Annotated in this window: 18 protein-coding genes and 2 pseudogenes; 13 read left to right on the top strand and 7 right to left on the bottom strand. The window is 37.8% G+C overall.

The window, feature by feature from the left end; all coding sequences use genetic code 11:
- Window positions 1–29: 29 nt before the first annotated feature.
- The 3 genes from CC89_RS11410 to CC89_RS11420 are packed head-to-tail and all read right to left on the bottom strand — an operon-like array spanning window position 30 to window position 3,387.
- Complete coding sequence (locus CC89_RS11410) at window positions 30–410, bottom strand: DUF1667 domain-containing protein (RefSeq protein WP_035292238.1); 381 nt, start codon at window positions 408–410, stop codon at window positions 30–32.
- A complete protein-coding gene (locus CC89_RS11415) occupies window positions 407–1,663 on the bottom strand; it encodes an NAD(P)/FAD-dependent oxidoreductase (protein WP_035292240.1) in 1,257 nt (418 codons plus the stop codon). The genes CC89_RS11410 and CC89_RS11415 overlap by 4 nt, the downstream gene beginning before the upstream one ends.
- Window positions 1,660–3,387: an NAD(P)/FAD-dependent oxidoreductase gene (locus CC89_RS11420; protein ID WP_035292242.1), complete on the bottom strand. Its 1,728-nt coding sequence runs from the start codon at window positions 3,385–3,387 to the stop codon at window positions 1,660–1,662. Before CC89_RS11420 ends, CC89_RS11415 begins: the two co-directional genes overlap by 4 nt.
- Before the next feature lie 377 nt (window positions 3,388–3,764).
- Here CC89_RS11420 and CC89_RS11425 point away from each other — a divergent pair, with 377 nt between their 5' ends.
- Window positions 3,765–4,334: a TetR/AcrR family transcriptional regulator gene (locus tag CC89_RS11425; protein WP_035292244.1), complete on the top strand. Its 570-nt coding sequence runs from the start codon at window positions 3,765–3,767 to the stop codon at window positions 4,332–4,334.
- 62 nt (window positions 4,335–4,396) lie between these two features.
- On the opposite strand, the gene CC89_RS11430 is transcribed toward CC89_RS11425, so the two are convergent.
- Both CC89_RS11430 and CC89_RS20010 read right to left on the bottom strand, forming a co-directional pair.
- Window positions 4,397–4,954, bottom strand: coding sequence for a cysteine hydrolase family protein (locus CC89_RS11430; protein ID WP_035292246.1), 558 nt, complete (start codon window positions 4,952–4,954; stop codon window positions 4,397–4,399).
- A gap of 392 nt (window positions 4,955–5,346) precedes the next feature.
- Window positions 5,347–5,610 carry an IS66 family transposase gene (locus CC89_RS20010; RefSeq protein WP_035292248.1) on the bottom strand — a complete coding sequence of 88 codons (264 nt, stop codon included), beginning with the start codon at window positions 5,608–5,610 and terminating at the stop codon, window positions 5,347–5,349.
- A 235-nt stretch (window positions 5,611–5,845) separates the two neighbouring features.
- Between CC89_RS20010 and CC89_RS11440 the strand changes: the two genes are divergently transcribed.
- From CC89_RS11440 to CC89_RS11500, 12 genes and pseudogenes are all read left to right on the top strand, one after another.
- Window positions 5,846–6,112, top strand: a complete 267-nt coding sequence (locus CC89_RS11440) for a hypothetical protein (protein ID WP_035292250.1) — start codon at window positions 5,846–5,848, stop codon at window positions 6,110–6,112.
- An 83-nt stretch (window positions 6,113–6,195) separates the two neighbouring features.
- Window positions 6,196–7,017: a ParA family protein gene (locus CC89_RS11445; protein WP_035292251.1), complete on the top strand. Its 822-nt coding sequence runs from the start codon at window positions 6,196–6,198 to the stop codon at window positions 7,015–7,017.
- Entirely contained in the window at window positions 6,974–7,903 is a 930-nt protein-coding gene (locus CC89_RS11450; protein WP_035292252.1) for a ParB/RepB/Spo0J family partition protein, read from the top strand. Before CC89_RS11445 ends, CC89_RS11450 begins: the two co-directional genes overlap by 44 nt.
- 30 nt (window positions 7,904–7,933) lie before the next feature.
- Entirely contained in the window at window positions 7,934–8,824 is an 891-nt protein-coding gene (locus CC89_RS11455; RefSeq protein ID WP_035292253.1) for a DUF6017 domain-containing protein, read from the top strand.
- 66 nt (window positions 8,825–8,890) lie between these two features.
- Entirely contained in the window at window positions 8,891–9,235 is a 345-nt protein-coding gene (locus CC89_RS11460; protein ID WP_035292254.1) for a DUF7768 domain-containing protein, read from the top strand.
- A 33-nt stretch (window positions 9,236–9,268) separates the two neighbouring features.
- Window positions 9,269–9,745: a PcfB family protein gene (locus tag CC89_RS11465; protein WP_035292255.1), complete on the top strand. Its 477-nt coding sequence runs from the start codon at window positions 9,269–9,271 to the stop codon at window positions 9,743–9,745.
- A pseudogene (locus tag CC89_RS20015) lies at window positions 9,742–11,541 on the top strand (VirD4-like conjugal transfer protein, CD1115 family). Before CC89_RS11465 ends, CC89_RS20015 begins: the two are co-directional and overlap by 4 nt.
- A 153-nt stretch (window positions 11,542–11,694) precedes the next feature.
- Window positions 11,695–11,907, top strand: a complete 213-nt coding sequence (locus CC89_RS11480; protein ID WP_035293577.1) for a Maff2 family mobile element protein — start codon at window positions 11,695–11,697, stop codon at window positions 11,905–11,907.
- Between the two features lie 11 nt (window positions 11,908–11,918).
- Window positions 11,919–12,782 carry a VirB6/TrbL-like conjugal transfer protein, CD1112 family gene (locus CC89_RS11485; protein WP_035292257.1) on the top strand — a complete coding sequence of 288 codons (864 nt, stop codon included), beginning with the start codon at window positions 11,919–11,921 and terminating at the stop codon, window positions 12,780–12,782.
- Between the two features lie 67 nt (window positions 12,783–12,849).
- Window positions 12,850–13,491, top strand: coding sequence for a hypothetical protein (locus CC89_RS11490; protein WP_035292258.1), 642 nt, complete (start codon window positions 12,850–12,852; stop codon window positions 13,489–13,491).
- Window positions 13,492–13,543: 52 nt separating this feature from the next.
- Complete coding sequence (locus tag CC89_RS11495) at window positions 13,544–13,981, top strand: PrgI family protein (protein WP_035292259.1); 438 nt, start codon at window positions 13,544–13,546, stop codon at window positions 13,979–13,981.
- Window positions 13,905–15,164: pseudogene (locus CC89_RS11500) on the top strand (VirB4-like conjugal transfer ATPase, CD1110 family); the annotation flags it as partial. The gene CC89_RS11495 and the pseudogene CC89_RS11500, both read left to right, overlap by 77 nt.
- A 152-nt stretch (window positions 15,165–15,316) precedes the next feature.
- On the opposite strand, the gene CC89_RS11505 reads toward CC89_RS11500, so the two are convergent.
- Both CC89_RS11505 and CC89_RS11510 read right to left on the bottom strand, forming a co-directional pair.
- Window positions 15,317–16,120: an ExeA family protein gene (locus tag CC89_RS11505; protein ID WP_035289163.1), complete on the bottom strand. Its 804-nt coding sequence runs from the start codon at window positions 16,118–16,120 to the stop codon at window positions 15,317–15,319.
- Window positions 16,113–17,372: a DDE-type integrase/transposase/recombinase gene (locus tag CC89_RS11510; protein ID WP_035289160.1), complete on the bottom strand. Its 1,260-nt coding sequence runs from the start codon at window positions 17,370–17,372 to the stop codon at window positions 16,113–16,115. The genes CC89_RS11505 and CC89_RS11510 overlap by 8 nt, the downstream gene beginning before the upstream one ends.
- Between the last annotated feature and the right edge of the window lie 40 nt (window positions 17,373–17,412).

Here is a 17,412-nt window from a genome sequence, read left to right on the forward strand (position 1 = left end):
ACACTTAATATTTTCACAATATCTAATTTTTAGAAATAATTTTGAATGTGCCTAATATCTTTTAATATATTACTAGTAGCTATAACATCAACTTTCAAACCTAAAACATCCCTTATTATAACATCCCCTCGCCCTATTGGAGACATAATAATTACTTTATTAATTTCCTCCATTACTTTAAATATCATATCCTTTGGTATCTCACCAGAAACTCTCACAGGCAGCACTGGCACATTTTTAAAATTTGTTTTAACAGTTGTACAAATTGTTCTCATGGGGTTTGTCAATTCATTAATAGCAAAAGCTTCTCCTCTTTTGCATTTATTTCCACTAACAATCCAATTATTATCATCTCTCTCTACAGTCAAATTGCAGCCATTTGGACATACAATACAAACTAATTCCTTCATGCTATCTCTCCTTTCACTTCAATGCAAATAGAAGAGTTATCTTTTATATTTAATTTATTAAAATCAATTTCTAGCTTTTGCATTTCTGGTGGTCTTAAATGAGCATATTTTTTTTCCAAAACTACTATATCATCTACATTAATCTGTAAAATTGCATTATTTAGCACTTCCTTGCTTCTAAAATATAAAGTAACAATTTTATCCTCTCTAGATAAATCAATTCTTTGTGGCACCAAATAGAGTATAGATTTGCTAATTTTAAAATTCAATAGTTGCTTATTCCCATACTTATACCTTGCTGCGGCTTTTCCTGCCAGTTCTCCGCTTTCTGACACATAATCTACTAAATCGTTTACATGAAGTGCATTACCACAAGAAAATATGCCTTCCACATTAGTCATGAAATCATTGTCACAAATAGGTCCTTTAGTGCGAAAATCCAATTTTACATTCAATTTCTCTGCAATTTCATTTTCTGGTATCAATCCAACTGATAAAATAAGTGCATCACATTCTACTATTTGGCTAGTTCCTCTAATTGGTTTCATTTTTTCATCCACTTCCATAATCTCCACCGCAGTAAGCCTATCCTCTCCAAATACACGAGTTACTGTATGAGATAAGAAAAGGGGAATGTTGAAATCATTTAAGCACTGCATAATATTTCTTGTTAACCCTGAAGGGGTCCTTTTAGCTTCATATACACCACATACCTTTGCCCCTTCTAACGTTAACCTTCTTGCCATAATAAGTCCGATGTCCCCACTACCTAATATAACACATTTTTTTGTTGGCATCTGTCCAAGTAAATTTGTAAAATGCTGAGCAGTACCCGCAGTAAAAATTCCTGATGGTCTAGTTCCATGTATAAAAACTTGTTTTGCAGTTCTTTCTCTACATCCAGTGGCAAGAATAATGGTATTTGCTGAGTAATCTACAACCCCTTCTCTAGTTACTACGCTAACAATAAATCCTTTACTTTTCTTTTGAATATTTGTAACAAAAGCTAATAATTTGTAATCTATTTTTTCTTCATTAAACTTGTCAATGAAACGTTCTGCATATTCAGGTCCTGATAGTTTTTCTCCAAAATGCACTAATCCAAAACCATCATGTATACACTGCTTTAAAATTCCACCTAGTCTTGCTTCACGCTCAATCAGTAGTACCTCTGCACCTTCCTGTTTTGCAGAAATAGCTGCTGCTAGTCCAGCTGGTCCTCCCCCAATGACTATTACATTATACATGTTCATTTTAATCCTCCTTTTGTTTCTCCTATGGTAATATAGGAAGCGGAGTTTGATTTTTTAACTTCATTTATAGGGATATTTTTATATTCACTAATTATTTTTGCTACCAAAGGCATGCAAAATCCTCCTTGACATCTTCCCATTCCAGGTCGTATTCTCTTTTTTATGCCATCCACCGTATTCACTGGAATTACTGAATTAAGAGCATCAATAATCTCCCCTTTACTTATTTCCTCACAGCGACAAACGATAATTCCATAATCAGGATTTTCTTTAATTAGCTTTGTTCTTTCTTCACTGGTCATATTACGAAGAACAGGTACACCCTTTCTTTTAGGATTAAATTTTTCATTTTTCTGTACAGGAATTTCTTTAGATAATTCTTCTACTGCCATTTTTTCAACATCTAATGCTACTGCTGGTGCCGTTGTTAATCCTGGTGATTGTATGCCGGCACAATGTATTAAATTCTTTGTTTTTCTTCCTTTTTCTATTATAAAATCTTCCTCAAAGGTTGCAGCACGTACTCCAGTAAAATAAGTTATAATATCCTTTTCCTTTAACCCTTTAGCAGTTTCCTTTTGTTTTTTAAACACAGCATCAATACTAGATTGTTCTGTAGCAAAATTCTCCTTTTCATAGGTTTCAATTGCATTAGGACCTACTAAAAGATTCTCATGAACAGTACGTAATATTCCTCCACCCTTTGTATGCAATTTATTCTTTGTTATTAGCTTAATAGACGCTATTGATTTAACTAAATGAGCTGATTTCTTGTCTAGTATTGAGTTTGTTCCCTTTCTAGGGTGTATAGAATAGAATCTATCTCCTGTCATTTTTGCAATATCTTCTGCAAAAGTACCTGCGGCATTAATCACTAATTTGGGATAAATTCTTCCCCTATTTGTAATCACACTTTTAATTATTCCATCTACTACTTCCATATCTAAAACCACTGTATTTAAAGATACCTTTGCTCCATTTTGTACTGCATTTTCACCATAAGCTATAGTAAGTCCATAAGGACATACGCATCCTGCTGTAGGATTGTATACGGCAAATGCAAATTCCTCATTTAACTCTGGTTCCCTTTTTTTCAGTTCTTTTCTGCTAATAATTCTCGTGCCTTCTACCTTACAAATATGTTTTCTTTGCCATACATATGAACGTATTATAGGATACACTGATTTTTGTTTGAAACCTACATATTGCCCTCTTCTTACAAAAGGAACTGAAAGATCACTACATACCTTTTCAAACATACTATTGCCTTTTAATACATAATGCTGCTTCAAAGTCCCCTTATTTAAGTCTACCCCCGGATGCACCTCTCCATCATTTCTTCCTGATGCCTGCATAGCCAAATCGGCTTCTTTATCAACAAGTAAAATATTTAATTTCCATTTAGTAAGTTCTCTTGCAATACTAGCCCCAGAAATTCCCCCACCAATAATCAAAACATCTGGCTCTAATCCTTCTAAAGAAGTATCTTTTTCCTTTGGTAATCTCATTGATGGCATAGTAATTCCCTGCAGTTTTATGTCATTTACAACATGCATAGTGCTTTTTTTAACCACACACATCATACAAGCATCTATAATATCCTCCCATTTTGAAAGAGTTCCTGAAACAACTATGCAATTTTCTTTTATATTTACCTTTAGCATCTTATGAAATTTCTCATCTAACTTTTTTTGTAATTTCACTTCCAATACTTTATTATTCATTATTTCACTTCTTTCTTCTTAGTCGCCCACGCAACCGACTTTAACTTTAAAATATCAATTATTTTGTAAATTGTCAATATATTTGTATAAATATTTTTAATTTAATGAATATTAAAATATACTTTAATATTCATTTATGAAACTAAATAAAATAGACAAACTATTTTATAAACGTTAGGTACATGAAAAGAAATAACAAGTCAAAGATGCTGGTATCTTTTGTGTCAGACAAGGAAACAGTTTCTACCTTTGGTAGGACTATCGTCGGGTTCTGGTGACGCAGTATGACGCTAGATAGACTGGCATACTGACTTGTTATTTATTTGAATGTGCCTTATACTTTAAATAAAGTTTCACCATATTTAGGAGGTAAAGTTTTGGCAGCACCAAGAAAAGACAATGTAAAAAATTTAATATTAGACGCCACAGAAAAATTATTGGAAACAAAAAAGCTTTCAGAAATATCTTTAGCAGAAATAGCTAAAAATGCAGGAATTTCAAAAGGAACTCTCTACTATCATTACAAATCTAAAAATGATATTTTGTTTGATATTACTGATAAATATTTAAAAGAACAGTGGAATGATTTGATAGCTTGGACTGAAAATCCAGAAAAAGATACTTCTCTTGATAGACTGGTAAAATATGTTTTAGAAAGAGACATTTCTTCGGTAGGTATGCGTCTTCACTTCTTTTATGATGCTATGCTTGGCAACGAAGAGATTCGTATAAAATTGATGCAGCGTTATGCAGAATTTGCTGCCATTATTACAGAGAAAATTCGTGAAAGAACTGATAAAATACCTGCTGAATATTTAACTTGGTTAATTTTATTAGCTTCTGATGGATTATTTATTCATAAAACTTTGAAAAACACTAGCTTAGATGTGGATAAATTTATTGCGGAAAGCAGTCAATTTATTAAGGTTTTGTTACCTAAGAACTAATTTGAGAAATTCTATAATCAAAAAGCCGCTTGCATATTTTATGCGTACGGCTTTTCTAAATTTTAAATATGATTTTTTATACATTCTACCCATTTATCTGTAGTTAAAACTTTACTAAATCTCGTTGCTTGAATTATTAAAATAGCTTTTTGTAACTCCTTAGCACTTATTCTCCCCTGATTATTTGATATGTCAAGTGTTCCCGTTGCATCTGATAAAAACTCTACTGAAAATCCTAAATGAAATGCTTGTCTTGCAGTAGTATCACAACACATCTGGGTCATATATCCACATACTACAACTGTATCTACATTCATATTTCTAAGTAACTCCTCTAAATTAGTTTCTGTAAAACTTCCTGGGAAATTCTTTTCAATAATACATTCATGCTTTCTTTTTTTGATTTCATCATGTATTTCCCATTCCTTGCTTCCTCTAATAAACGTTTCTGAATTATTTTCTACTTCCGTATGTTGAATTAAAATAATTGGAATATTATTTTTTGAAGCCTCATCCATAGACTTAATAATATTTTTTAAACTCCTATTAGCATGTACAATAGGTAGTTTACCAATAAAATATTCATTTTGTACATCAATAACTAATAATGCTCTTTTCATCTCATCCTCCTCCTTATATATTAGCTGCAATATTTTATAAAAACACCTCTATTTTTTAATAAATATTAACAACTCACTTTTTTAATAACTATTCAGCCATCCTAAATAATTACTGCTTTTTTAATTTTAATTAGCTTACTTATATAATTGTATGACAACATATTCAATTAATGTGTTAAAAATATTCAATTATGTAAATATTTATCATAGTTTTATAAAATAAAAAACACCCTACTTTCAAATTTTTATGTATCTGAAGTAAGGTGTTGATATTAAATTTATGTATACTAAAAAGAGGTATAATACCTCGCTTAGCGAAACCTTTGCATTAAAGTATGAACAAATGCATTTACTGTAAATATTGATTTTACAAAATCTAAAGTATTCTCACATTATTTTCTTACAGTAGATACATATACACGAATTCTGGCAAAAGTGTTAGCGCCAGTAGAACTTCTAAAGGTACATGAAATCTTTTGTTTAACTTTAGTTATACACAAATCACGTTCTGTTAAGTTATTATCAAAAGCTATATCAAAGTCATACATGAAAACAGGAACTTGTTCTTTGTAGCCACTTAATCTATTGAGTAAATTAAGACTTACACTTTTCTTTACCTTCTTTTTAGAATATAAAAAGGCTAAGTTTCGGATCATTAACTGACCTTCCACTTAGCCTTAATGTTATGAAAATTTCTTAAAAATAGCTATATCATCTATATTTTGCTCATTTTTAAGCTAAAAACCACAACATATTGTGGTTAAACCCTATTTTTTCTTCTCAGAACTACAATTCGTCATCAGTACTACCGTCTCAACGGTATTACCAAAGACCCACAAAGCTCCAGACAGCTATATCAACGTATCTGTGGACTTTGGAAACAGCGTTGGTATGATTCCTCTTAATAGTATAGTTGAAAAAGCAGAGGCATACAAGCCAAAACAGCGAATTACTTACAAGCTGATAAAGGAATATATCGTTGAAAAATACAGCTTTAATGTACACACAGCATACATTGCCGAGGTCAAGCGAGATTTAGGTTTACCCATGTACGATGCTCCTAATGCAGTAGAAACATTAAAACAGCCGAGAAAGCACCCCACTCCTATTCAAGTAGATGCTATCAAAGATGCTCTTACTTATTTTGAAGTAATATAGAAAACTAAATATAAATATGAAATTGCTCTTTACATTTTGTAAGGGGCATTTTTCATGTCCAAAATCGAAAGGAGGAACAGAAATTGAACGCAAAAGTAATCGCCATCGCCATGCAGAAAGGCGGTGTCGGCAAAACAACAACCTGTGCCAACTTAGGCATAGGACTGGCACAGGAAGGTAAAAAGGTTTTAATCGTGGATAGTGACCCTCAAGGCTCGCTATCAATCAGTTTAGGACACGCACAGCCCGACAATATCCCTACTACCCTTGCAACGGTTATGGGCAAGGTAATCACCGACAGCCCATTAGAACACAAGGAAGGCATTATTTCTCACCCCGAGGGTGTGGACTTGCTCCCTGCCAACATTGAGTTATCTGGCATGGAGGTATCCCTCATCAATGCCATGAGCAGAGAAACCATTTTGAAGCAGTATCTTGATACGGTGAAAAAGGACTATCAATATATCCTGCTTGATACGCAGCCCTCGCTTGGTATGCTGACCGTCAATGCACTGGCGGCGGCAGACAGTGTAATTATCCCCGTGCAGGCTCAGTATCTCCCTGCAAAGGGCTTAGAACAGCTTTTCCAAACCATAAACAAGGTACGCAAGCAGATTAACCCCAAACTGCAAATAGACGGTATTCTGCTGACAATGGTGGATAGCCGCACGAGCTTTGCAAAGTATATCAGCACCCTGCTTCGAGATACCTATGGCAGTAAAGTCAAGGTATTTAACACGGATATTCCCCATTCGGTACGAGCCGCCGAAATCAGTGCCGAGGGCAAGAGCATTTTTGCCCATGACCCCAAAGGCAAGGTTGCAGACGCTTACAAAGAACTCACAAAGGAGGTGTTGAAAATTGAAAAGCTCCGCCAAAAATATAAATCTGACATCGGTAGATGATTTGTTCTCCACCGAGGAAAGCCGAGCCGATGCAGGCAGAGAAAAGGTTATGGAGATAGCCTTGACAGAGCTGTTTCCGTTCAAAGACCACCCCTTTAAGGTAAAAGACGATGAAGCAATGGCAGAAACCGCTGAGAGCATAAAGGAATATGGTGTGCTTGTTCCTGCTATTGCCCGACCTCGTGATGAGGGCGGCTATGAGCTTGTAGCAGGACACCGCAGACACAGGGCAAGCGAACTTGCAGGGCTTGACACCATGCCTGTTCTCGTCCGTAACCTTGACGATGATGCCGCCACTATCATTATGGTGGACAGCAATCTGCAAAGAGAAAACATCTTGCCAAGTGAACGAGCCTTTGCATACAAATTAAAGTTAGATGCCATAAAACGAAAGGCAGGCAGACCCACAAAAGAAAATGGTAGCCAAGTTGGCGACAATTTAAGAAGTGTTAATATTCTTAGCGAAAATGCCCCCGACAGTGCAAGGCAAATACAACGCTATATCCGTCTTACTGAGCTTATCCCCGAGCTTTTAGACATGGTAGATGATAAGAAAATAGCCTTTAACCCTGCTGTGGAGCTGTCTTACCTAAAGCCCGAGGAACAAACCAACTTGCTTGAAGCAATGGATATGGAACAGGCAACCCCCTCTCTTTCGCAGGCACAGCGGCTTAAAAAGTTTAGTGCCGAGGGCAAATGTACCCTTGAAGCTATGTGTGCCATTATGAGCGAAGAAAAGAAAGGCGAACTCGACAAGGTAACGCTTACAAGCGATAAGCTCCGTAAGTATTTCCCCAAGTCCTATACACCGCAGAAAATGGAAGAAACCATACTTAAACTATTGGAAACATGGCATAAAAAGCGTACTCAAAGCCAAGAGCGATAAGGAAAAACAGCACTGAAAGGAAGTGAGGAAATGGCTGTGTGCAGAATAGAAAAAACAAAGGATTACACCGTCATGGCAAACCATCATTTACGCAATAAAGGCTTGTCGCTCAAAGCAAAAGGCTTGTTATCCCTTATGCTGTCGCTCCCCGAGGATTGGGATTACACCGTAAAAGGGCTTGCCTATATCTGCAAAGACGGCATAGACAGTATTAACGGGGCGATTAAGGAGCTTGAAACCACAGGATATATGCACCGTCAGCGTGTCAGAAATGACCGAGGACAGCTCACCACTACGGAATATACAATTCGTGAGTATCCGCAGAACATGGGCGATGACACATTTCCTGCCGAGGTCTTGCCTGCACTGGAAAGCCCTATACTGGAAAATCCAACACAGGCTATGCCTATACAGGAAAAACCCTACCAATTAAATACTTATCTACAAACTAATGATAAATCAAAAAAAGATTTATTTATTACTGAAATATCAAATCCTTATCAATCAAATCCTTACAATGGCAAAAAAACGGGATATGATGAGATAGGATGTGAAACTTACGAAGAAGTAAAAGAATTGGTTTACGAAAATATTGAATACAGGCATTTTAAGCAGCACGGCGGTATCGGTATGCGTGAGCGTTTAGATGAAATAGCCGACATCATCATCGAAACCCTGTGTTCTACAAAGGACACCATAAACATTGCCGGTGATGATTATCCTGCAAGACTTGTGAAAGACAAGATGCTGAGAATTACCTCGTCGCACATTGACTATGTGTTTGACTGTTTAAACAAAAACACCACCTATGTGCGGAATATCAAGCGATATTTGCTTGCAACCCTTTTTAATGCCCCGTCTACCATGGACAACTACTACTCCGCTTTAGTCAATCACGATTTATACAGTCCTAACCGTTAAGGCACTTTGTAAAGAAATTTGCAGAGTGCCTTTTTTCATGCAAAAAAATGAAAGGAGAAATTCAAAATGAGAAAACCAATGGCATACATTACCGCCGCTTGGAGCAAAAACGAGTTTGAAGTAACCGAAACAGCGGCTAAATATTGCAGAAAGCTATATGAAGCAGGCTACACCCCCATTTGCCCACCGCTTTATCTTCCTCTGTTTCTGTGTGACAAAGTACCGCAGGAACACAAGGACGGAATTGATATGGCAAGGGATATGTTACGCCGTGCAAGGGTGCTTGTGGTATGCGGCAGTATCGTAGATGAAAATGTGAAAAACGACATAGCTATCGCCCAAAGGCTGAATATCACCGCAACTACCCTTGAGGGCATTTTAACCGTCAAGGGGCAAGGCAGAGAGGAATAGCCGCAGAAAAAACCGTGAAAGGAGGGATTTTTCATGCAGGAAGAAGTGGAACAAAAAACCGTTGCTCTTGTCATCAGTGCAGGCAAGCTCACAGGCAGAGAGCTGAAAAAAGCAATGCTAAAACTGCTTGCACATTTGAAAGACAAAAAATCCCACCCCAATATCCCACAGGGGAAACAGTCGGTAAAACAGCTTGCAAAGCAAGGGCAAGGTATGACCAGTATTGAAATCACCGACCAAAACATCAAAGATTTTGAGCGAGTGGCAAAAAAGTACGGTGTGGACTTTGCTGTTATGAAAGATAAGCACGAAGTACCGCCGAAATATGTGGTCTTTTTCAAAGGCAAAGATGCCGATGCCATTACCAATGCCTTTAAGGAATATACCGCAGATATGGTGAAAAAGGCGGCTCGACCGTCTGTGCTTGCAGAGCTTAGAAAGTTGGCTCAGATTGTGAAAAACACCGTTGTAGACAAGGTGAAACATAAAAACAAGGAGCAGAGTCTATGAGTAAAAAGATGAAAAAGCTCCTTATCCTTAACATTCCCTACCTTGTGTTGGGGCTGCTGTTTACAAAGCTGCCCGAAGCATGGCGGAACACAAACGGTGTTGATTTAGGGCAAAAGATACTGAATTTGGGCGAGGGCTTATCTCAAGCTTTTGCAGTACCGTTTCCGTCCTTTTATCCTACCGACTTGCTCATTGGGCTTTTAATCGGTGCATTACTAAGGCTGATAATCTATGTTCGCAGTAAAAATGCAAAAAAATACCGTAAGGGTGTGGAATATGGCTCTGCCCGTTGGGGCAACGCAAAAGATATTGAGCCGTATGTAGACCCCACATTCCAAAACAATGTACTGCTCACCCAAACGGAACGATTGACCATGAACAACCGCCCCAAAGACCCAAAGACAGCACGAAATAAAAATGTGCTGATTGTGGGCGGCTCGGCAGTGGTAAAACGAGATTTTGGCTCAAGCCAAATCTCATGCAGTGCCACAGCTCATTCGTAGTCACAGACCCAAAAGGCAGCATCGTCATTGAATGTGGTAAGCTGTTGCTTCGTGAGGGCTACAAGGTGAAAATCCTCAACACCATCAATTTCAAGAAATCCATGCACTACAACCCTTTCGCCTACATCAGAAGTGAAAAGGACATCTTAAAGCTCGTTACCACCCTCATTGCCAATACCAAAGGCGAGGGCAAGGCAGGCGATGATTTTTGGGTGAAAGCAGAAACCCTGCTCTACACCGCCCTTATCGCCTACATCTACTATGAAGCCCCCGAAGATGAGCAGAATTTTACAACGTTGATTGAGTTTATCAATGCCAGTGAAGTCCGTGAGGACGATGAGGAATTTAAAAACAATGTGGATTTGATGTTTGATAGGCTCGAGGAAAAAGACCCTCAGCACTTTGCGGTGCGGCAATATAAGAAGTACAAATTAGCCGCAGGCAAAACAGCGAAGTCGATTTTAATTAGCTGTGGTGCAAGGCTCGCTCCCTTTGATATTAAAGAGCTTAGAGAACTGACCGCCTATGATGAACTGGAGCTTGATACCCTCGGAGATAGGAAAACAGCACTCTTTATTATCATCAGCGATACCGATGCCACATTCAATTTCCTTGTATCCATGTGTTACACACAGCTTTTTAACTTGCTTTGTGACAAAGCAGATGATGTGTACGGAGGTCGCTTGCCTGTTCATGTGCGGTGCTTGATTGACGAGTGTGCCAATATCGGGCAGATACCAAACCTTGAGAAGCTCATGGCAACCATTCGCAGCCGTGAAATCTCTGCTTGCCTTGTATTGCAGGCACAATCACAGCTCAAGGCACTCTACAAGGACAATTCCGATACCATTATCGGCAACTGTGACAGCATGATTTTCCTCGGTGGCAAGGAAAAAACCACCCTCAAGGATTTAACAGAAACCCTTGGTAAAGAAACCATTGATATGTTCAACACTTCTGATACCCGAGGTAGCCAACGAAGCTATGGTATCAACTATCAACGGCTTGGAAAAGAGCTGATGAGCATGGATGAGCATGGATGATCTATCTGTCATGGACGGTGGGAAATGTATTTTACAGCTTAGAGGTGTTCGCCCCTTTTTCAGTGATAAGTACGATATTACTAAGCACCCGAAATACAAGTACCTCTCGGACTTTGATAAGAAAAATGCCTTTGACATTGAGAAATTCTTATCCAACAAACTAAAGCTCAAAGGAAATGATGTGTACGAGGTTTACGATTTAAGCAAAGAGGAAGAAACAACCGAGCCATCGCCCTCAGACGGGCAATAAACACTACCATTCAAGGTGGTGTTTTTTATATACACAAGCCACACGGAAAGGAGGTGTTGCCTATGATTGTGGTCTTTTAACGCTGTCAATGAACAGCGTTTTTTATTGCCAAAACACAGACCCCAAAATACAAAATTAAAGGAGAAAAATCATATGGAATTTTTTAATCAAGCAGTAACCGTATTGCAGACACTCGTTATTGCTCTTGGAGCAGGACTTGGCATTTGGGGAGTTATCAATCTCCTTGAGGGGTACGGCAACGATAACCCCGGTGCAAAATCACAGGGTATGAAACAGCTCATGGCAGGCGGTGGCGTAGCACTGATTGGCATGACACTTGTACCACTTCTCAGCGGATTGTTTTAAGATAACAGCCGATGGATTTTATCATTGATGCAATCAACGAGTGGATAACCAATCTGCTCGTTGACGGTATCATGGGTAATCTAACGGGCTTGTTCGATAACATCAATTCAGAAGTATCAAGGATTGCAGGAGATGTGGGAAAAACACCGTCACAATGGAATGGCGGTGTTTTCTCCATGATTGAGAACTTATCGGACACCGTTATCATGCCCATAGCCGGAATAATTCTGACCTTTGTGATGTGCTACGAGCTGATACAAATGGTCATTGACAGAAACAATATGCACGACTTTCCACCCTCGGATATTTTCAAGTGGATGATGAAAACCTTTATTGCTGTGGTGCTTGTAACAAACACATTCCCCATTATGATGGGCATATTTGATGTGGCACAGTCCGTCATATCCAATGCGGCAGGAGTGATTATCGGAGATACCGCAGTAGGAGTGGAAACCTTAGATACCCTGCGTGAAAGCCTGTTAGAAATGAATATAGGCTCACTCTTGGGGCTGTATCTGCAAAGCTTTTTTATGGGGATTATCATGTGGGCATTATCCGTTTGCATTTTCATTATCGTGTACGGAAGAATGCTTGAAATCTACCTCATGACTTCTCTTGGAGCACTCCCCATTGCTACAATGTCAAGCAAGGAGTGGAACATGGGAAACAACTACCTCAAAGCTCTGCTTGCCCTCGCATTTCAAGGTTTTTTGATTATGGTGTGCGTTGGCATTTATGCGGTGCTTATTCAGTCCATTGCAACAGGTGATGACCCCATAAAAGCGATTTGGACTTGCATGATGTACACGGTACTGCTCTGCTTCTCCCTCTTTAAAACGGGTACATTGGCAAAGAGCATATTCTCAGCCCATTGAAATTAACAGATTTGGACTATATGTGGGGTGTTTTAAATGCTATACTATAAAAAAGGAGGGTGAAAAAATGAGCAAAAAAGATGATTTTACTAAAATCAAATACTCACACCTTAGCAAACTATATATGTCTGCAAATGGATTCAAGTCAACTTTCGAGAACTTGAAAAAGCAGAGTGCAGAAAACTTAGGGATTATACAATATGAAAATGCAACTCCTGCCACAGCAACAAATGGTTTGTTCGCATTAGAACTATATTTAAAGCTTATCTATTCTTTTGATTATTGGGAAAAGACACAACGAGGCAAAGAAAATTGCATCAATGAAACTCAATATCCTAAGGGGCACAAATTATATGAGTTGTTTAATCAACTGGAAGAAAAGTCTACAAGAACAATATTAGAAAAAACCGTATCTGAAATGAGCAATGCTGATGTTGGTGAATTTTTTAAAAACTTTAGTAATGACTTTGCAAAATGGAGATATTACTTTGAGAGTAGTGGGTGCATGGAGGGTGATTTTTACTCACTGGGTATAATCTTAACGGCTGTATATAATTACTGCAATGATTATATCAATTACAAAATGTATTCCCCTGAGGAATGGATAGAAAGCGACACTAATACTTCAGTTACTATGCACAAAGCGAAAGTTTCTTCAATGGAAGAACTGAACGATTTGCAAAACAAAAGTTTGTCAGAATTAATGTAAAGATAGCACCTGTCTAAATGATGGGTGCTTTTTTATTGGAAAGGAAGATTTTATGGCTTATGTACCAATCCCCAAAGATTTAAGCAATGTAAAAACAAAGGTTGCTCTAAACCTTACCAAGCGGCAAATTATCTGCTTTTCGGCGGCACTGGCGGTAGGACTACCGCCTTTTTTTATTCTCAAGGACTACATTGGCACAAGCCCTGCGGTGCTTGTAATGATGTTTCTCATGCTGCCGCTGTTCATGTTTGCCATGTATGAAAAGCATGGTCAGCCCCTCGAGGTAATCCTCAAGAACTATGTGGCAGTGCGTTTTCTTAACCCGAAACAAAGACCTTACATTACGGATAATTTCTATCCGTTATTGGAAAGGCAATATCACTTAGACATGGAGGTAAATCAAATTGTCAAAAATCGAAAAGAAGCCCATAAAGCTCACCCGAGTGGAAAAGCAAAGCATCGCAAGTGCGGTGCAAAGGGCGAACAATAAACCCAAAGGAGTAAAGTCGGCACAGGAAAGTATTCCTTACCGTCATATTTTCCCCGATGGTATCTGTCATGTGGGCGATAAGCTCTACACCAAAACCCTGCAATTCGGTGACATCAATTATCAGATTGCACAGAACGAGGACAAGACCGCTATCTTTGAAAGCTGGTGCGACTTCCTCAACTACTTTGACAGCACCATCAAATTTCAGCTCACATTCTTAAACACCACAGCGAATACAAAGGACTTTGAAAAAAGCGTGTTCATCGCTCCGCAGGCAGATGCTTTCGACAGTATCCGAACAGAGTACAGCGAGATGCTGCACAATCAGCTTGCAAGGGGCAACAACGGACTTGTGAAAACCAAGTATCTGACCTTTGGCATTGAAGCCGAGAATATCAGAATCGCCAAGCCCCGTCTTGAACGCATTGAAAATGACCTGTGGAACGCATTTAAGCGATTGGGTGTGCAGCTTACCTCTCTTGACGGTAAACAGCGATTAAAGCTCATGCACAATATTCTTCGTATGAGTGGCAATGACCCCTTTGCCTTTGAATGGAACTGGCTTGCACCCTCGGGGCTTAGTACGAAGGACTTTATCGCCCCGTCCTCTTTTGAGTTTAAGGAGAAAGGCACATTCAGAACAGGCGATAAATATGGTGCTGTATCCTTTTTGCAGATACTCGCCCCCGAGCTGAATGACCGTGTACTGTCCGACTTTTTGGAAATGGAGAGCAATCTCATTGTTACCATGCACATTCAATCGGTAGACCAAATGAAAGCAATCAAAACTATCAAGCGTAAGATTACCGACCTCGATAAAATGAAGATTGAGGAACAGAAAAAAGCGGTAAGAGCAGGCTATGACATGGACATTATCCCCTCTGACCTTGCCACCTATGGCGGTGAAGCCAAAAAACTCCTTGCCGACCTGCAAAGCCGAAACGAGCGAATGTTTTTAATCACATTTCTTGTACTGAATACTGCTGACAGCAAAAAGGAATTGGACAATATCCTGCTCCAAGCAAGCGGTATTGCCAACAAGCACAACTGTACCCTCATAAGGCTTGATTATCAGCAGGAACAGGGCTTTATGACTGCCTTACCCCTCGGCAAAAATCTTGTACCCATACAGCGGAGCTTGACCACCTCAAGCACCGCTATTTTTGTGCCTTTTACCACACAGTGTTAAACGTCAAATTTCTCCTAATTTAAACGTCAGTTTATTTCTATAATTATAGTACAATTTACGTCAAATTATTTCTACAAAATCACTTTATTTTTAATGAAAAATCATTTTGCACCTAAAAGAAAAAGGAGCTAGCGCTCCTTGTGATTTTAATGCAGTGATATTTCATTGGCGGCAGCCATTATTATATCAGTATCGATTACGTTTTTTTCGTGCTGCGCACCTATTATTAAAGCCTTAGTTAATATCATATTTAAGCGTCTTATAGAGCCAGCACAGCTTCTATATGCAGCCAAAACAGCATTATTATCAAATATTTCTGGCGAAGCCCCTGCTAATGATAATCTAGAATTAATATATTCTAAAGCTTCAATTTCAGAAAATCCTTCAAAATTATAATTTATTATTATTCTTTGTTTTAATGCCTCGTGTATCTGCTTTTCTAAGATATTATTTAACACAGGTTGTCCTATCAAAACTAAGGAAAAGCAATCTTTTGAGTCCATAGAGAAGTTCATAAGTAGCTTTAAATCCTTTAAAATATCATTATTTAGATATTGTGCTTCATCCCAAACTAATATATAATGCACACGTTTATCTGTACTCATACTTTCCATATAGTCTTTTATGCTCTTAAACATGTCAGATTTACGAGAAGAAGGTTCAATTCCTAAGGAGATGCAAAATTGCCTATAGAACTCAGTAGTAGTTACAGTGGTAAAGCAAAGATATATAACCTTTGTTAAATTAGGGTTTACTTTTTTAGCAAAGCACCTTAAGGCAAAGGTTTTTCCACTACCTGGTGAAGCTGTAAATAAGCCGATTCCCCTAGCTTCATTAAGATACTCAAGTCTTGATATCATCTCTTTTAGATCATTTGACATATAGGCATCTTTTTCTTTTATGCCTTTTTCAAATGGATTCATTGTCATACCATAAAATTGTTTAAACATTTTTAACACCATCCTTTGAATAGTCTATAGTAAATGCATTCCTGCGTTTGGTTTTACCATTTTCAATCTTATTTGTTTTTCTAATGCTGTATTTAGCATTTTCATAATATACATATGCATTATCCATATCATCAGGTAAATATCTTACTTCAACTTTCTGTCCTATAAATTGCATAGGTACATCATAAGATATTTTATCAATGCTTATGGTTGAGTCATTATTAACTCTTCGTTGTATGCGATTCATAAAGCAATTATCCAGCCACTCACTATCAGTAGCTACCTTAACATGAGCTAAATCGCTTTTATATCTATCGATCGGACGTTGAGATGTAGCTGAATGTACTGTTACATTATGCTTGTTTATATATGCGAATAGCTCATCATTTAGCTCCGCTAAGGAGGATATAGATTCTACATCTAGAGTGTTTAGCCATCTACTTTTTAATGTTCTAAAATTTCTTTCTACTTTTCCTTTGGATGCTCCATCCCTTACCATAGTGTGCAGTTCTACTATTCCAAGAGATCCACAGATAAGACTTAATTGCTCATTTTTATAAGGAGAACCGTTGTCCAAGTAAAGTTTATTAGGTATGCCATATCTAGCGATAGCTTCTTTAAGTACCTTTTGAAAATTATAAGAGTTATCATTGTAAAAGAATCTTCCGCCAACGATAAGTCTTGATTTATCATCAATTAGCATAATTAGATATGTTCTTTTACGTATGCCATTTTCAGTAATATACGGGCCATAGCATGTATCACCTTGGTACATGCCAGTTGCAAACTCTTCTTCAAAGGCTTTTCTATCTTTCATATTTATGCATCTAGCAGATTTAAGATCATTATTTTTTATAAATCTTTGAACTGTAGATAATGATATATTTTTTTCATTGATAAAGCCATCTTCGATAAGTTTATGATATATAAGAGTAGCATTAATTTTAGGAAATGCATTTTTTAGCATATATATCTGTTCTATAGCTACATCATTTAACTTTCTGGTTTTCCCTATGTCGCTACGCGTCTTCGGTAGAAGGGCATCAAAACCAAACCTATTATAATCTGATTCCCAATTAGATAGTGTTCCAGGACTATATAAAACTGACTTACCGTTAGGTAATTTTACAGGAGTAGCAGCAACACGTCTATAGTAAGCAATTTTCGAGCTTTCAGTATAAGTATTATTTATAGCTGGAGCTATTAGTGCTAGTCTAATAGAAGCTATTTCAATCATTTCTTTGTTATTCATTTCAACATCACCTCTATAAAAATGCTATCATGGGGAAATT

It is taken from the genome of Clostridium sp. KNHs214, assembly GCF_000744935.1.
Taxonomy (GTDB): domain Bacteria; phylum Bacillota; class Clostridia; order Clostridiales; family Clostridiaceae; genus Haloimpatiens.

Coding starts and splice junctions, on each gene's coding strand:
- CC89_RS11465 (WP_035292255.1), top strand. CDS start 9,269: ATGCAGGAAGAAGTGGAACAAAAAACCGTTGCTCTTGTCATCAGTGCA.
- CC89_RS11420 (WP_035292242.1), bottom strand. CDS start 3,387: ATGAATAATAAAGTATTGGAAGTGAAATTACAAAAAAAGTTAGATGAG.
- CC89_RS11460 (WP_035292254.1), top strand. CDS start 8,891: ATGAGAAAACCAATGGCATACATTACCGCCGCTTGGAGCAAAAACGAG.
- CC89_RS11510 (WP_035289160.1), bottom strand. CDS start 17,372: ATGAATAACAAAGAAATGATTGAAATAGCTTCTATTAGACTAGCACTA.
- CC89_RS20010 (WP_035292248.1), bottom strand. CDS start 5,610: ATGATCCGAAACTTAGCCTTTTTATATTCTAAAAAGAAGGTAAAGAAA.
- CC89_RS11495 (WP_035292259.1), top strand. CDS start 13,544: ATGGCTTATGTACCAATCCCCAAAGATTTAAGCAATGTAAAAACAAAG.
- CC89_RS11480 (WP_035293577.1), top strand. CDS start 11,695: ATGGAATTTTTTAATCAAGCAGTAACCGTATTGCAGACACTCGTTATT.
- CC89_RS11455 (WP_035292253.1), top strand. CDS start 7,934: ATGGCTGTGTGCAGAATAGAAAAAACAAAGGATTACACCGTCATGGCA.
- CC89_RS11415 (WP_035292240.1), bottom strand. CDS start 1,663: ATGAACATGTATAATGTAATAGTCATTGGGGGAGGACCAGCTGGACTA.
- CC89_RS11490 (WP_035292258.1), top strand. CDS start 12,850: ATGAGCAAAAAAGATGATTTTACTAAAATCAAATACTCACACCTTAGC.
- CC89_RS11440 (WP_035292250.1), top strand. CDS start 5,846: ATGATTCCTCTTAATAGTATAGTTGAAAAAGCAGAGGCATACAAGCCA.
- CC89_RS11410 (WP_035292238.1), bottom strand. CDS start 410: ATGAAGGAATTAGTTTGTATTGTATGTCCAAATGGCTGCAATTTGACT.
- CC89_RS11430 (WP_035292246.1), bottom strand. CDS start 4,954: ATGAAAAGAGCATTATTAGTTATTGATGTACAAAATGAATATTTTATT.
- CC89_RS11505 (WP_035289163.1), bottom strand. CDS start 16,120: ATGTTTAAACAATTTTATGGTATGACAATGAATCCATTTGAAAAAGGC.
- CC89_RS11485 (WP_035292257.1), top strand. CDS start 11,919: ATGGATTTTATCATTGATGCAATCAACGAGTGGATAACCAATCTGCTC.